Raw genomic sequence first — 13,311 nt, 5'->3', positions numbered from 1 at the left:
AAAATGTTACGCATTTTTTGCCGATGCTTTTTTCAGAACATTTTCTGACGCACCTGTTACCCGTTTTGCTTTTCAGTTTTACCTTAAGGCGAATTTCCCCTTCTTCTTCCAGACTTATCCTTTTTAATCATAAGGATGAGGAAACCCCGCGATGAAACGTTTCTTTCTGTCACTTTTCTCCAGTCCGGAATCATTGCTCCAGGTGATGAGCCAGCAGGAAATTATCGAAGCCGTGGAGGATGGCGATCGCATCATCATCGACCAGGACGGGAACGCCTCGGTGAACTACAAGAGCAACGAGGTGCGACAGGATTTCCTGCGTCATGTTAACGCGCTGAAGAGGGCCTGATATGGGAACGGCTATCTTTATGGTGCTGATGGTCTGTGGGTACTGGTACACCAGCCGTGACCTGTCGACCCGTTTTAAAATCAAGCGATCTTTCGGCTGGGATGTCTATTTTCTCGTTGCCCTGTATGGCTGTATCTTCGTTCTGCAAGGGGTGATCGCCACGGGTCTGCTCTGGCTATTGCTCTATGCACTTTCTGCCGCCGACAACACCTTCCACTTCACGGCGCAGACCTATGCCGACTGGCAAATAGATTTTATGAACTGGAGCTTTTTAGGTATTCAGGCACCGGTTGTCGTCATGCTGGCCTTCGCCATCCTGTTTTGTCTTTATCGTTCTAACTGGGCAGGCAGCGCCAGGCTGGACGGTGAAGGCAGGAAGAAGCTCTACAAACGTCTCGCGCAGTCGAGCGGTATCGAACAACTGCTGTATCAGTGTATGGAGCAAGGGGAGCTGGCGCAGGTGACGCTGCGCTCGAGACGGATTTATGTCGGCATGATCCACACCGCAACGCTCGAGTATGAAAAAACCGCCAATATCGTGCTGATCCCCATGCTAAGCGGCTACCGCGATGAAAAGACAATGCGGATTTGCATCGAAAATAATTACAGCAAATGGTATGCCCGCCACGACATCACTCTGGATTCAGAACCCGGAAGCGCAATGGACTTCAGAAAGGTGATCATGCTGAATCAGATTGAGAGTATTTCCCTGTTTGATCCGGCCAGTGCCAGCTCGCTGGCGATGGCGGAACGGGCAGAAGATGATGACTAAAGGCAGGAGCCTGGCATTTACTGCCAGGCTCAGCGCCAGCCCTTCCATGCTAAGCGTATTTCGTCGACGGCCGATCGTGCCCCGGGTCAGGCGGCGTTTTCTGTCAGCCGTTCTACTCCCTTTTTCAATGAGCTTATGACCTCATCCGCTGCGATCCCCATTTGCGCATGAATAATCGCGCCGTCGATCAGCATCATGATTTCATTAACGGTTTTCTCATCGGTTATGCCGGTCAGGGACGCTATTTTTGCCTTTGTTTCGGTTTTATGATTGCGGCAAATATCTTTTATTTCGCCTTCATTTTCTTCAGATTTTGCTTCTGCGCTGGCATTAATAAAGGCGCACCCATGGAATAACGGTGAAATAAACCATTCATACAGCGTGTCAGATAATGCACTGGCCGGGGTTTTACCCGCAGCAAGATGTCGACGCAGCGTGTTTTCAAACCAGTCAATCCATATTTCGTGTCGATAGTGGAGATAGGCAACAATCAGTAAACTTTTCCCAGGAAAATGGCGATAAAACGTCACTTTCGTGACTTTAGCCTGCTTGATAATGGTATCCACGCCCGTTGCTTTAAATCCGCTGGAATAAAACAGATCGTGCGCGGTAAGCAAGATTTTTTCCCTCACACTGATTGTTTTATCGTTATTCAAGTTGACTCTGTTCACAGATCGACGGCCTCAATTGACAGGTTGACAGCGTTATTTTTCAGGCTTAGATTAACACCAGTAGACAGACCTGTCTACCTAATACCAACCAGAGGTAGCCGAAATGAACACACGCCCCCCTTTACCGCCTTTTACGCGTGAAAGTGCCATCGAAAAAGTCAGACTGGCAGAAGATGGCTGGAACAGTCGCGACCCGGCCAAAATCGCACTTGCCTATTCGCTGGATACCCAGTGGCGAAACCGCGCGGAGTTTGCCACTAACCGTCAGGAAGCACAGGCATTCCTGGAGCGCAAATGGAAAAAAGAGCTGGATTATCGTCTGATCAAAGAGCTGTGGGCATTTACGGAAAACCGTATCGCCGTGCGCTATGCCTATGAATGGCATGATGATTCTGGCAACTGGTATCGCTCTTACGGTAATGAAAACTGGGAATTCGAGCCGGATGGTCTGATGAAGCGCCGCTTCGCCTGCATCAACGATATGCTGATAAAAGCGTCTGAGCGCCTGTTTCACTGGCCGCTGGGCAGACGTCCTGATGACCACCCTTCACTGAGCGACCTGGGGCTGTAGGTTTCGTCAGGATCATGCTTCGCCATTACGGGGGGTCATACGCTCCGGGTAACCTTTCGGTTACCCGGGCGGGCTTATCTTTTACACCATGAAAAGAGGCAGACTATTATTTAAATCACACCCAACTGTTTCATCAGCGTCAGGTTATCTTCAATATGCCAGTTGGACACTATTTTACCGTTGCCGATCTCATAGATATCCGTCGCGATAAAATCAACGTTCTGACCCTGCCCTTTTATTTTGCCAAATGTCCCGCTGAAATGGCCGTGGAAATGCAAATGGGAGACGACACGATTACCCGTAACGATCATTTGTTCCACCTCGCAGCGTAAATCCGGCACCGCGGTGCGAAATGCCCTCGAGGCCATAATGGCGCCCTCTGGCCCCTGTTTACGGCCTTCCGGTGGGGTTTTATCCACAAAATTAACCGCCAGCGCTTCCCGCGCCAGAGACTCTTTCCCGGTATCCCAGAACGTGGCATACGTAACGGCCGCATGTTCGCTCGCCGTTAATTGCGTTTGCGACAGCGTGTTATCCACGATAAGAAGATTCGGTTTCACCCGGTCGCTCTGGGCCGAATAAGCCACGCCGGATACGCCAGCCAGAATTAACGCCAGCACAGCTGGACGTGCATATGTTGAATATTGCATAAACGCTTACAACCTGTGATTACGTTTTCCGCCAGCATGTTCACTGCCGGAATCAATTCGGATCAACGCGGGGTCAGTTAAGTAATGCCCCGCCCTCAATATCAATCACCGAGCCCGTAACAAAGGCATTATCGATGGCAAAGAGATAGCCCTGAGCAACGTCTTCCGCTCGTCCCCACGCTTTAGCGGGCAGCGTTTGCGCTGCAACAGTCAGCATTTTTTCCCGCGCAGCCGCATCCATCCCGGCGTGGGCTTCGGTATCGGTCAGACCCGGGCTGATGACGTTTACGCGACGCGGTGAAAGCTCTTTTGCCAGCACTTTTGTTGCCGCCTCGATGGCGGCGTTCATGGTGGTTTTGACTATGGCACCCGCTACCACGCGGCGTGCAACAAATCCGCTGGTCAGCGTCAGCGTACCGCGGGGCGAAATATTCCCGCTCAGATACCTGGCGACATGCATGCTACCCCAAAATTTGGTATCAAAAGCCAGTCTCGCCGCGCCAGGGTCGAGGGTGGAAAGCGGCCCTCCCGGTGCCTGAGAGCCGGCCGTGACAATAATATTGTCGACCTCACCCAGCGTTTCGCTTAACGCGATCACCTCTGCTTCATTGCTAATATCGAGGACGAGGGTCTCAACAGAGGCGGGAGATGGACTGAGCCGCGCGCGGGCAGCGTTCAGCTTCTCTTTATTGCGTCCCGCGAGAATAATGTCGTCGCCGCGCTCTGCCAGGGCACGGGCTACAGCAAAACCAATACCGGACGCGCCGCCAATAATTAACGTTTTACCGGTCATCATTTTTCCTCACTCAGGTTGTAAGTGGGGTAATCGGTATACCCCACCGCTGTACCACCAAAGAGCGTGGCGGGATCGCTGACGTCATTCAGCGGCCAGTGATGCGCCAGCCGCTGTGGTAAATCGGGGTTGGCAATAAACGGGCGTCCAAACGCAATTAAATCGGCATACCCTGCTGCGAGGATTTTTTCCGCCTTTTCGGGGGTATAATTTCCTGCCACGATCAGGGTGCCACGGAATGTTTCGCACAGTTTTTTGCGGAAACTCTCCGGAACCTGTGGCGCATCATCCCAGTCGGCTTCCGCCAGGTGAATAAACGCAATGCCTCGTTGCTGGCACCAGGCCGCGAGGGCGAGAATGGCTTCGATGACCTGCGGATCGTTCATTCCCCGCTGTGTAATAAACGGCGAAAGCCGGATACCGGTGCGCTCAGCGCCAATGGCCTCTGCAATGGCATCGAGCACCTCCTGCGCGAAGCGGATCCGGTTCACGAGACTGCCGCCATACTCATCCGTGCGGATGTTTGACGTGGTTCTCAGGAACTGATCAATCAGATAGCCGTTTCCGCCGTGCACCTCCACGCCATCAAACCCGGCCTGAACGGCATTGAGCGCCGCCTGTCGGTACTGTTCGACGACGCGCGCGATCTCTTTTCGCGACAGCACGCGTGGCGTCGGGCAGTCAACCATTTGACCTTCGCCATGTTCATTCACCACCCATACTTTCGCATCGGGTGCCAGCGCGGAGGGCGCGACGGGCAGTCCGTCTTCGTGAAAACGGGCATGAGACATCCGCCCCACGTGCCAGAGTTGGGAAAAAATCACCCCTCCCGCCTGATGGACCGCGCCGGTAGTGAGTTGCCACCCCGCAACCTGCTCTGGCGTATGGATCCCCGGAGTCCATGAATAGCCCTGGCCCTGAGGCGAGATCTGCGTGGCTTCGGTGATGATTAAGCCCGCACTGGCCCGCTGTCGGTAATATTCAGCCATCAGCGTCGAGGGAATATTTCCCGGCTGAAGAGCGCGGGCACGGGTCATTGGTGCCATGACGATGCGATTTTTCAGGTTGAGATCCCCTAACCTGTAGCGTTCAAAAAGTGAGGTCTGGTTCATCTGGACGTCCCTTGTGGTTACGATGAAATCACTTTACAGGTGGCATCTGATTTTGATAATTACACTAAAATCAGATGCACTTTTCGGAAAATATGAATAATGGGTAAACTCGAAGATATGGCGCTGCTGGTTGAAGTGGCCGAGGCTGGCGGGCTTTCCGCCGCTGGCCGCCGCCTGTCACTTTCCCCGGCCACCATGACCGCCCGCCTCAAAGCGATTGAAGAACGCTACCAGACGCGCCTGTTTCACCGTTCCACGCGGGCTATCTCCCTCACCCGGGCGGGCGAAGAGTTTTACCATGCTGCACTGCGCGTGCTGGAAGAGATGCATCATGCCGAGTCGTTACTGGCACAAAAAGAGGGCGTGCTCAGCGGCAACATTCGTCTTTCCGCCCCCTCTGACTTTGGCAGGCAGTATCTCAGCCCCGCCGTCATGGCATTTTCCCGCCTGCATCCGGAAATCAAATTTTTCATTTACTTAAGAGAACACGTAGAGGATCTGGTCGCTAACCGGCTGGATATGAGCATTCGCTTCGGCAACCTGCCGGACAGCAGCCTGGTGGTCAGAAATATCCGTCCCAATCACCGGGTGCTGGTCGCATCAGCAGCGTATCTTAACGACCAGGGTATCCCTGCCTCCTGTGACGCGCTGACGGACCACCGCTGTCTGGCGCTGGAGTCGCAAGGGGTGGTGATGAATGAATGGCGGTTTGAGGTTGAGGGGAAAGAGCGCGTCGTTCGCGTAGAGCCTGCCATGGTCTGTGATGACGGGGCACTGCTTCGTCAGTGGGCCCTCGACGGGGCTGGCATTGCGGGCAAATCGTGGTGGGACGTGAAGGACGATGTCGAGAAAGGAAGGCTGAAAGTGTTGCTTGCCGGAAGCTTCACCGGCTTTAGCCGGTTTGATCGCAAAGATGTCGGGCTACAGTTTGTCTATCCGCAACGGAAACTCCAGCCGCTTCAGGTCACCGCATTTAGCCAGTTTTTTATCGACTGGCTTAAAAAGACTGAACGCGGTGAGCTGATGACGTCGTGAAGCCGCCTGTTGCGTTAAACGGCCCGCGTCAGCCGTTTAAAATACATCAACACACGGCTGACCGACTTTATGAAGGGCATCGGTCAAGCGGGTCCGAAGTTCATTCAGCGCCGCTTCTTTCTCCGCCAGTTGCGCCAGTTTGCGCCGCAAAGCGGCCTTTTTTTCCTCCGCGGTAAAGCGGTCATCAACCCAGACCGCCAGAACATCGGCGATTTCAGCCAGGGTAAACCCCAGCATTTTGGCATGCCCGATCAGCTTCAGCCGTTGTAAATCCACAGCCGAGTAGGCTTTGTAGTTATTACTGCCGTTTGGCTGCGGAATTTTTTCCAGCAAGCCCGCCCTTTCATAATAACGCACCGTCTCTTTCGATAACCCAGTTCTGGCACACAGCTCGCCGATCCTCATCGCGTCGTTCTCACCTTGTAAAAATCACGCTTGACCGTGTACCTGAGTACACGGTTTATCCTGTGCCGCACAGACAGGGAAAACGGGATTTATGTTATGAATTCTTTTGATTATACAGGAAAAACAGCACTGGTTACCGGTGCATCCTCGGGCATAGGACGGGAGTTCGCCCGCCAGCTCGCGGCCCGTGGCGTGGGGTTGATCCTGGTTGCCCGCTCCGAGGCAACGCTGCAGGCGCTTGCGGCTGAGCTACACAAAACGCACGGCGTATCACTCACCGTTATCGTGCAGGACTTAACGCTGCCTGAGGCCATTACCCACATTGTGGAACGGCTGGAAGCGTTACGGCTTTATCCCGATATTTTGATTAATAGCGCGGGGTTTGCCACCTACGGGCGATTTGAAAAGCTATCTCTGGCGCGCCAGCGTGAAGAGATCAACGTCAACTGCGTCGCCCCCGTGGCACTCGCGCACGCCCTGCTGCCCGCCATGCTGCGTAAAGGTTCAGGCGTGATGATTAACGTGGCCTCGACCGCTGCCATGCAACCGGATCCGTATATGGCAATTTATGGGGCAACAAAGGCATTTTTACTCTCCTTTTCGAACGCGCTGTGGGGAGAATACCGCGCTCACGGCATCCGCGTGCTGGCGCTTTGCCCCGGCGCAACGGATACCGCCTTTTTTGAGGTGGTGAACGCCGAGGAAGCGTCAGTGGGCAAAAGAATGCCAGCGCAGAACGTGGTCGCGCTGGCGTTACGGGCCGTGGATACGCAACGCAACACGCTGATCCCCGGCTGCGGTAACTGGCTGCTGGGCCAGTTACACCGGTTTGTCACCCGCCGACGTCTGGCGATCATTGCTGAAAAAGTATTACGACCTAAGCCTGCCGGTCAGGGGACGCGCTCAGACGCATAATCCCGTTCAGGCCAAAGCGTGACGTTTCAGTGCCGCGCAATTGCACTGAAACGCGCGCAACCTCTCGCAAAGACTGACAATATCCCGCGAAAAACAGTGATACACTTAGCCGACCTGGTTGATGATGCAGTCTTAACGGCTCAGGGCTAACGAGTATTATCCCTCGGGTTCCACAGACGACTGTGCATGTGCCATCTGCCCACTCAACCATGCGACCTAATTACCAAATGGTCACACGTTGTCAATCGGAGCCTGTCACGCTAAGCTGAAATAATGACTAAAGACATGAACACCCCATCCACACGTGGTCCACTCGATCACACGGTCCGAGAGCAAATCGTCGAAGCTGCGTATGAGCATTTCGGCCATTACGGCTATGAAAAAACCACCGTCGCTGAACTTGCCAAAGCCATCGGTTTTTCAAAAGCCTATATCTATAAGTTTTTTGATTCCAAGCAGGCAATCGGCGAGGTCATCTGCGCGAACCGCCTTGATATGATCATGGCGGCGGTCAATGCAGCCATCGCTGATGCGCCATCCGCAAGCGAAAAGCTGCGTCGTCTGTTCAGGGCGCTCACCGAGGCGGGAAGTGAACTGTTTTTCCATGAGCGTAAACTCTACGACATCGCCGCCGTTGCCGCGCGGGACAAGTGGCCTTCAACCGAAAGGTATTCCGAACGTCTGCTGAAACTGATTGAGAGCATTGTTGTCGAGGGCAGAAAAGCCGGTGAGTTCGAGAGAAAAACCCCTCTGGACGAAGCTACACTGGCGATCTATATGGTGATGTGCCCTTTCATTAACCCTGTTCAGCTGCAGTACAACCTTGAAGCCGCCCCGACCGCGGCGGTTGTCCTCTCCTCTCTGATTTTGCGAAGCCTGGCCCCCTGATTAGTGACCATTGACTTTATTGGTCACTAGAATGAGAATGCGGATACCGTCCTGTTAATGTAATAAGGGTTCCCATGCTCAGGCTTCATTCAGCCCGCCTTGCCGTATGCCTCCTGCCGTTTGCCCTGGTGGCATGCGGCGATAACCACGCCAGTGACGATCCGCGCACGCAGCCACCGCTTGTCAGGTTTGCGTCCGTGATCCCTGCGAACGAGACGTCACGCGCCTTTACCGGCGTGGTGGTGGCAAGAACGCAAAGTGATTTAGGCTTCAGGGTGCAGGGCAAAATTCTCGAACGTCTTGTCGATACGGGTCAAACCGTTAAGCAGGGCCAGCCTTTAATGCGTCTGGATCCTGTTGATCTGAAATTACAGGCGCAGGCCCAGCAGCGCGCGGTGGATGCTGCCCAGGCGCGCGCACGTAAAGCGTCCAGCGATGAGGCGCGTTATCGCGGCCTTGTGGCATCCGGTGCAGTGTCGGCGTCAGAGTACGACCAGATTAAAGCCGCAGCCGACAGCGCCAGAGCGGAGCTCAGCGCTGCCCGGGCACAGGCAGGCGTGGCGCAAAACGCCACCGGTTATGCCGTGCTACTTGCCGATTCAGACGGCGTGGTGATGGAGACGCTTGCCGAGCCTGGACAGGTGGTCAGCGCCGGGCAGGCGGTGATCCGTCTGGCCCGTGCAGGGCAGCGCGAGGCGCTGGTCCAGTTGCCGGAAACCCTGCGCCCTGCCGTGGGAAGTACAGCTCTGGCAACGCTCTACGGTAACGAAAAGCAGCCCGTTAGCGCGAAGCTGCGCCTGCTGTCTGATTCAGCCGATGCGACCACCCGTACCTTTGAGGCCCGATACGTGCTGGATGGCGCGCTGGCGAACGCGCCGCTGGGGGCGACCGTGACGCTGAGCATCGAACACGGCAAAGGCGACAGCCGCGTGATGCAGGTTCCCCTGGCGTCTCTCTACGATGCGGGGAAAGGGCCTGGCGTCTGGCGTATTTCCGCTCAGCCGACAAAAGTCGTCTGGCAGCCTGTCAGGGTGCTTAGCGTAGGGGATGATATCGCCAGAGTGACCGGCGGCGTGCAGCCCGGAGAGAAGATTGTTGCGTTAGGCGTCCATCTTCTGCACGAAGGCGAAGCGGTCCGGCTGGCGGAACAGCGCGATGCCACTCAGGCGGGGATGACACCATGAGTGGAGGTCGTTTCAACCTGTCAGCGCTTGCGGTACGCGAGCGCTCGGTCACGCTGTTCTTGATTATTCTGGTTACCCTTGCCGGTATTTTCTCGTTTTTTGGCCTTGGCCGCGCGGAAGATCCCCCCTTCACGGTTAAGCAAATGACGGTTATCACCGTCTGGCCCGGTGCAACCGCACAGGAAATCCAGGATCAGGTCGCCGAGCCGCTGGAAAAACGTCTGCAGGAACTCAAATGGTATGACCGCACGGAAACGTATACCCGCCCCGGTATGGCGTTTATCACGTTGTCATTGCAGGACAAAACCCCGCCTTCTCAGGTTCAGGAGGAATTTTACCAGGCGCGAAAGAAACTGGGGGATGAAACCAAAAACCTTCCGGCAGGCGTCATGGGGCCGATGATCAATGACGAGTTTTCCGATGTCACCTTTGCCCTTTTTGCACTGAAAGCGAAAGGCGAACCACAGCGTCTGTTAGTGCGTGACGCCGAAGCCCTGCGCCAGCAGCTTTTGCACGTTCCGGGCGTAAAGAAAGTGAACATCATCGGGGAACAGGCCGAGCGGATTTACATCTCCTTCTCGCATGACCGTCTGGCAACACTGGGACTCTCGCCGCAGGATATTTTCACCACGCTCAACAGCCAGAACGCATTAACCGCGGCGGGCTCGATTGAAACGCGCGGGGCGCAAATCTTTATCCGCCTCGACGGCGCTTTCGATAAATTGCAGAAGATCCGCGATACGCCCCTGATCGCGCAGGGCAAAACGCTCCGGCTGTCCGACGTGGCAACGGTTGAACGGGGCTATGAGGACCCACCGACCCTGCAGATCCGTAACCAGCAAGAACCCACCCTCCTGCTCGGTATTGTCATGCGTGAAGGCTGGAACGGCCTGGCGCTGGGTAAAGCGCTGGATGCTGAAACGGCAAACATCAATGCGAATATGCCTCTGGGGATGACCTTAACGAAAGTCACCGATCAGTCGGTGAATATCCGCTCGTCGGTCGATGAGTTCATGATCAAGTTCTTCGTCGCCCTGCTGGTGGTGATGGTGGTATGTTTTGTCAGTATGGGGTGGCGCGTGGGCATCGTTGTCGCGGCGGCAGTGCCGCTGACGCTGGCGGTCGTTTTTGTCGTGATGGAAGCCTCCGGTATAAACTTCGACCGCGTTACCCTGGGCTCCCTTATTCTCGCCCTCGGCTTACTGGTTGATGATGCCATTATCGCCATCGAAATGATGGTGGTAAAAATGGAGGAAGGCTACGACAGAATCAAAGCCTCCGCCTACGCCTGGAGCCATACCGCCGCGCCAATGCTGGCCGGAACCCTGGTGACAGCCATCGGGTTTATGCCGAATGGTTTTGCGCAGTCAACCGCCGGGGAGTACACCAGCAATATGTTCTGGGTAGTCGGCCTCGCCCTGATAGCTTCGTGGTTTGTGGCGGTGGTGTTCACCCCTTATCTGGGCGTCAAAATCCTGCCGGACATCGCAAAAGTCGAAGGCGGTCATGCCGCCATCTATGACACCCCGCGCTATAACCGTTTTCGTCATACGCTGAGCCGCGTGATCGCCCGAAAATGGATCGTCGCCGCGTCCGTCGTGGCCATCTTCACCCTCGCAGTACTGGGGATGGGGCTGGTTAAAAAACAGTTTTTCCCGACGTCCGACCGCCCCGAGGTGCTGGTGGAAGTGCAGATGCCGTATGGCACATCGATTGAGCAAACCAGCGCCGCCACCGCGAAAATCGAAGCGTGGCTGCGCAAACAGCCTGAAGCCAGCATCGTCACCGCCTACATTGGCCAGGGTTCGCCGCGCTTTTATCTGGCGATGGCCCCTGAGTTGCCCGATCCCTCTTTCGCGAAGGTTGTCGTCATGACGGACAGCGAGAAGTCACGCGAGGCGCTTAAGTTCCGCCTTCGCGAAGCGGTAGCCCGCGGGCTGGCTCCGGAGGCACGCGTGCGGGTCACGCAGCTGGTGTTCGGGCCTTATTCTCCCTTCCCGGTCGCCTGGCGAGTAATGGGACCGGATGTCGATAAACTGCGTGATATTGCAGATAACGTTAAAGGTGTGCTGCAGGCCAGTCCGATGATGAGAACCGTCAATACCGACTGGGGTTCACGCGTACCGACCCTGCATTTCACCCTCGATCAGAACCGCCTGCAGGCTACCGGTTTAACGTCGAACGCCGTTGCCCAGCAACTTCAGTTCCTGCTGTCGGGCGTTCCCATCACCTCCGTGCGGGAAGATATTCGCTCGGTACAGGTTACGGGCCGCGCCGCGGGTGATATCCGCCTTGATCCGGCGAAGATAGAGGGCTTTACCCTGGTGGGTAACGCCGGGCAACGCGTTCCGCTGTCACAAATCGGGGAGATTGAGATCCGAATGGAAGATCCGCTGTTGCGCCGTCGCGATCGTACGCCCACGATTACCGTGCGGGGAGACATTGCCGAAAACCTTCAGCCCCCGGATGTGTCAACCGCCATCATGAAACAGCTGCAACCCATTATTGATTCGCTTCCACCTGGCTATCGCATCGAAATGGCGGGATCGATTGAGGAATCCGGCAAAGCCACCCAGGCCATGGCCCCGCTGTTCCCCATCATGATTGCCCTGACGCTGCTGATAATCATTCTGCAGGTGCGTTCACTCTCGGCCATGGTCATGGTATTCCTGACCGCACCGCTGGGGCTTATTGGTGTGGTTCCTACACTGCTGCTTTTCAATCAGCCATTTGGCATCAATGCCCTCGTCGGCCTGATCGCGCTTTCGGGGATCCTGATGCGAAACACGCTGATTCTCATTGGTCAAATCGATCACAACCAGAAGGACGGTCTCGATCCGTTCCATGCCGTGGTTGAGGCGACCGTACAGCGCGCGAGGCCGGTCTTACTGACGGCCATGGCCGCCGTGCTGGCGTTCATTCCCCTGACACACTCCGTGTTCTGGGGAACGCTGGCCTACACGCTGATTGGCGGAACGCTAGGGGGAACCATTATTACCCTCGTCTTCCTGCCTGCGATGTATGCGATCTGGTTTCGGATCAAGCCCGCCGCCTGACGGTGCCGGGCTGGCGTCCGGGATAAGCCCGGCAATCCAGTCTGCAAAGGCACGCACTGCGGGAGAGAGAAAACGCTGATGGGGATAAAGCAACGTGACGGGCACCGAAGGCGGTTGCCAGTCAGCCAGAACCTCAACCAGCCTTCCCTCCCGCAGATGCGCTGAGACAATACTCTCAGCCAGCTGCGCCAGCCCGAAACCCTCAAGGCACATGTTGATATAAAGCCCGGTGGCATTTACGGCCGCTTCGCCGCGGACAGGGATGGAGACCGTCTCTGTCCCGCGGACAAAGCGTAACGCATCCGCCCGTCGGGTCTGATCGGAAAAATAGTGTATCGCCCGATGCTGTGATAAGTCGTCTGGCGAGCGGGGAGTACCGAACTTCCTGAGATAGTCCGGTGAGGCACAGGTCACCCAGCGAAACCGGCCCAGAGGACGGGCAACAAGAGTCGAGTTATTCAGATCCCCCGTTCGGATCACACAGTCCACCCCCTCCTGCACCAGATCAACCTGCCGATCGTTGACGCCCAGCATCAGGTAGATATCCGGATAAAGCCGGTAAAAATCTTTCAGGTGAGGCATCACGATGAAATCCGCGATCCCGCCCGGCATATCCACCCGCAAGCGTCCCTGCGGGCACCGGACTGACGCCGTCAGGCTCGTTTCCGCATGCTCGATTAACGCCAGTATTTCCTGGCATTGCGCCAGATACTGCACACCTTCAGCGGTGAGGCTCACCCGCCTTGTCGTTCTGTTAAGCAGGCGCACCTGGAGGTAATTCTCCAGATTTTTTATGCTGCTGGTGACCGTTGACGAAGGCAGAGAAAGCGTTTCGGCTGCGCGGACAAAGCTTCCGGCCTGCGCTACCCGCATGAAGATCTGCATTGCCTGAATACGATCCATTTTTTCT

At 55.8% G+C, this 13,311-nt stretch carries 14 protein-coding genes; 8 read left to right on the top strand and 6 right to left on the bottom strand.

What is annotated here, in order from left to right; translation table 11 throughout:
* Window positions 1–151 precede the first annotated feature (151 nt).
* Together AM379_RS19055 and AM379_RS19050 are read left to right on the top strand one after the other, a co-directional pair.
* Window positions 152–349 (top strand): hypothetical protein, encoded by a 198-nt coding sequence (locus AM379_RS19055; RefSeq protein WP_008502331.1) that lies wholly within the window; start codon window positions 152–154, stop codon window positions 347–349.
* 1 nt (window position 350) lies between these two features.
* Entirely contained in the window at window positions 351–1,121 is a 771-nt protein-coding gene (locus AM379_RS19050; protein ID WP_047744605.1) for a hypothetical protein, read from the top strand.
* Window positions 1,122–1,207: 86 nt separating this feature from the next.
* Here the strand turns inward: AM379_RS19050 and AM379_RS19045 are convergent, their stop codons facing one another.
* Complete coding sequence (locus tag AM379_RS19045) at window positions 1,208–1,792, bottom strand: TetR/AcrR family transcriptional regulator (protein WP_025204267.1); 585 nt, start codon at window positions 1,790–1,792, stop codon at window positions 1,208–1,210.
* 103 nt (window positions 1,793–1,895) lie between these two features.
* On the opposite strand from AM379_RS19045, the gene AM379_RS19040 reads away from it, so the two are divergent.
* Entirely contained in the window at window positions 1,896–2,363 is a 468-nt protein-coding gene (locus AM379_RS19040) for a nuclear transport factor 2 family protein (RefSeq protein ID WP_106504082.1), read from the top strand.
* Between the two features lie 110 nt (window positions 2,364–2,473).
* On the opposite strand, the gene AM379_RS19035 is transcribed toward AM379_RS19040, so the two are convergent.
* The 3 genes from AM379_RS19035 to AM379_RS19025 form a co-directional block, all read right to left on the bottom strand.
* Window positions 2,474–3,013, bottom strand: a complete 540-nt coding sequence (locus AM379_RS19035; RefSeq protein WP_014169950.1) for an ester cyclase — start codon at window positions 3,011–3,013, stop codon at window positions 2,474–2,476.
* Window positions 3,014–3,086: 73 nt separating this feature from the next.
* The gene (locus tag AM379_RS19030) at window positions 3,087–3,809 is read right to left on the bottom strand and encodes an SDR family oxidoreductase (RefSeq protein ID WP_181010269.1); all 723 of its coding nucleotides are present in this window, start codon (window positions 3,807–3,809) and stop codon (window positions 3,087–3,089) included.
* Entirely contained in the window at window positions 3,806–4,918 is a 1,113-nt protein-coding gene (locus tag AM379_RS19025; RefSeq protein WP_106504080.1) for an alkene reductase, read from the bottom strand. Before AM379_RS19025 ends, AM379_RS19030 begins: the two co-directional genes overlap by 4 nt.
* Before the next feature lie 99 nt (window positions 4,919–5,017).
* Between AM379_RS19025 and AM379_RS19020 the strand changes: the two genes are divergently transcribed.
* Window positions 5,018–5,953 carry a LysR family transcriptional regulator gene (locus tag AM379_RS19020; RefSeq protein WP_014169947.1) on the top strand — a complete coding sequence of 312 codons (936 nt, stop codon included), beginning with the start codon at window positions 5,018–5,020 and terminating at the stop codon, window positions 5,951–5,953.
* Between the two features lie 36 nt (window positions 5,954–5,989).
* Here the strand turns inward: AM379_RS19020 and AM379_RS19015 are convergent, their stop codons facing one another.
* A complete protein-coding gene (locus tag AM379_RS19015; protein ID WP_068794597.1) occupies window positions 5,990–6,358 on the bottom strand; it encodes a MerR family transcriptional regulator in 369 nt (122 codons plus the stop codon).
* A gap of 96 nt (window positions 6,359–6,454) precedes the next feature.
* Here AM379_RS19015 and AM379_RS19010 point away from each other — a divergent pair, with 96 nt between their 5' ends.
* The 4 genes from AM379_RS19010 (at window position 6,455) to AM379_RS18995 (ending at window position 12,401) form a co-directional block, all read left to right on the top strand.
* Complete coding sequence (locus AM379_RS19010; protein ID WP_032681083.1) at window positions 6,455–7,273, top strand: SDR family NAD(P)-dependent oxidoreductase; 819 nt, start codon at window positions 6,455–6,457, stop codon at window positions 7,271–7,273.
* A 273-nt stretch (window positions 7,274–7,546) separates the two neighbouring features.
* The gene (locus AM379_RS19005; protein WP_014169944.1) at window positions 7,547–8,161 is read left to right on the top strand and encodes a TetR/AcrR family transcriptional regulator; all 615 of its coding nucleotides are present in this window, start codon (window positions 7,547–7,549) and stop codon (window positions 8,159–8,161) included.
* A gap of 74 nt (window positions 8,162–8,235) precedes the next feature.
* Window positions 8,236–9,345: an efflux RND transporter periplasmic adaptor subunit gene (locus tag AM379_RS19000; RefSeq protein WP_059306173.1), complete on the top strand. Its 1,110-nt coding sequence runs from the start codon at window positions 8,236–8,238 to the stop codon at window positions 9,343–9,345.
* A complete protein-coding gene (locus AM379_RS18995) occupies window positions 9,342–12,401 on the top strand; it encodes an efflux RND transporter permease subunit (protein ID WP_106504079.1) in 3,060 nt (1,019 codons plus the stop codon). The genes AM379_RS19000 and AM379_RS18995 overlap by 4 nt, the downstream gene beginning before the upstream one ends.
* Here the strand turns inward: AM379_RS18995 and AM379_RS18990 are convergent.
* The gene (locus tag AM379_RS18990; protein WP_032678095.1) at window positions 12,324–13,304 is read right to left on the bottom strand and encodes a LysR family transcriptional regulator; all 981 of its coding nucleotides are present in this window, start codon (window positions 13,302–13,304) and stop codon (window positions 12,324–12,326) included. The genes AM379_RS18995 and AM379_RS18990 overlap by 78 nt on opposite strands.
* Window positions 13,305–13,311: the final 7 nt, after the last annotated feature.

This window comes from Enterobacter cloacae complex sp. FDA-CDC-AR_0132 (assembly GCF_003010695.1).
GTDB lineage: Bacteria > Pseudomonadota > Gammaproteobacteria > Enterobacterales > Enterobacteriaceae > Enterobacter > Enterobacter ludwigii.
This window is presented reverse-complemented; position numbering and strand designations above follow the sequence as displayed.

Coding starts and splice junctions, on each gene's coding strand:
- AM379_RS19055 (WP_008502331.1), top strand. CDS start 152: ATGAAACGTTTCTTTCTGTCACTTTTCTCCAGTCCGGAATCATTGCTC.
- AM379_RS19050 (WP_047744605.1), top strand. CDS start 351: ATGGGAACGGCTATCTTTATGGTGCTGATGGTCTGTGGGTACTGGTAC.
- AM379_RS19040 (WP_106504082.1), top strand. CDS start 1,896: ATGAACACACGCCCCCCTTTACCGCCTTTTACGCGTGAAAGTGCCATC.
- AM379_RS19035 (WP_014169950.1), bottom strand. CDS start 3,013: ATGCAATATTCAACATATGCACGTCCAGCTGTGCTGGCGTTAATTCTG.
- AM379_RS19030 (WP_181010269.1), bottom strand. CDS start 3,809: ATGATGACCGGTAAAACGTTAATTATTGGCGGCGCGTCCGGTATTGGT.
- AM379_RS19025 (WP_106504080.1), bottom strand. CDS start 4,918: ATGAACCAGACCTCACTTTTTGAACGCTACAGGTTAGGGGATCTCAAC.
- AM379_RS19020 (WP_014169947.1), top strand. CDS start 5,018: ATGGGTAAACTCGAAGATATGGCGCTGCTGGTTGAAGTGGCCGAGGCT.
- AM379_RS19015 (WP_068794597.1), bottom strand. CDS start 6,358: ATGAGGATCGGCGAGCTGTGTGCCAGAACTGGGTTATCGAAAGAGACG.
- AM379_RS19010 (WP_032681083.1), top strand. CDS start 6,455: ATGAATTCTTTTGATTATACAGGAAAAACAGCACTGGTTACCGGTGCA.
- AM379_RS19005 (WP_014169944.1), top strand. CDS start 7,547: ATGACTAAAGACATGAACACCCCATCCACACGTGGTCCACTCGATCAC.
- AM379_RS19000 (WP_059306173.1), top strand. CDS start 8,236: ATGCTCAGGCTTCATTCAGCCCGCCTTGCCGTATGCCTCCTGCCGTTT.
- AM379_RS18995 (WP_106504079.1), top strand. CDS start 9,342: ATGAGTGGAGGTCGTTTCAACCTGTCAGCGCTTGCGGTACGCGAGCGC.
- AM379_RS18990 (WP_032678095.1), bottom strand. CDS start 13,304: ATGGATCGTATTCAGGCAATGCAGATCTTCATGCGGGTAGCGCAGGCC.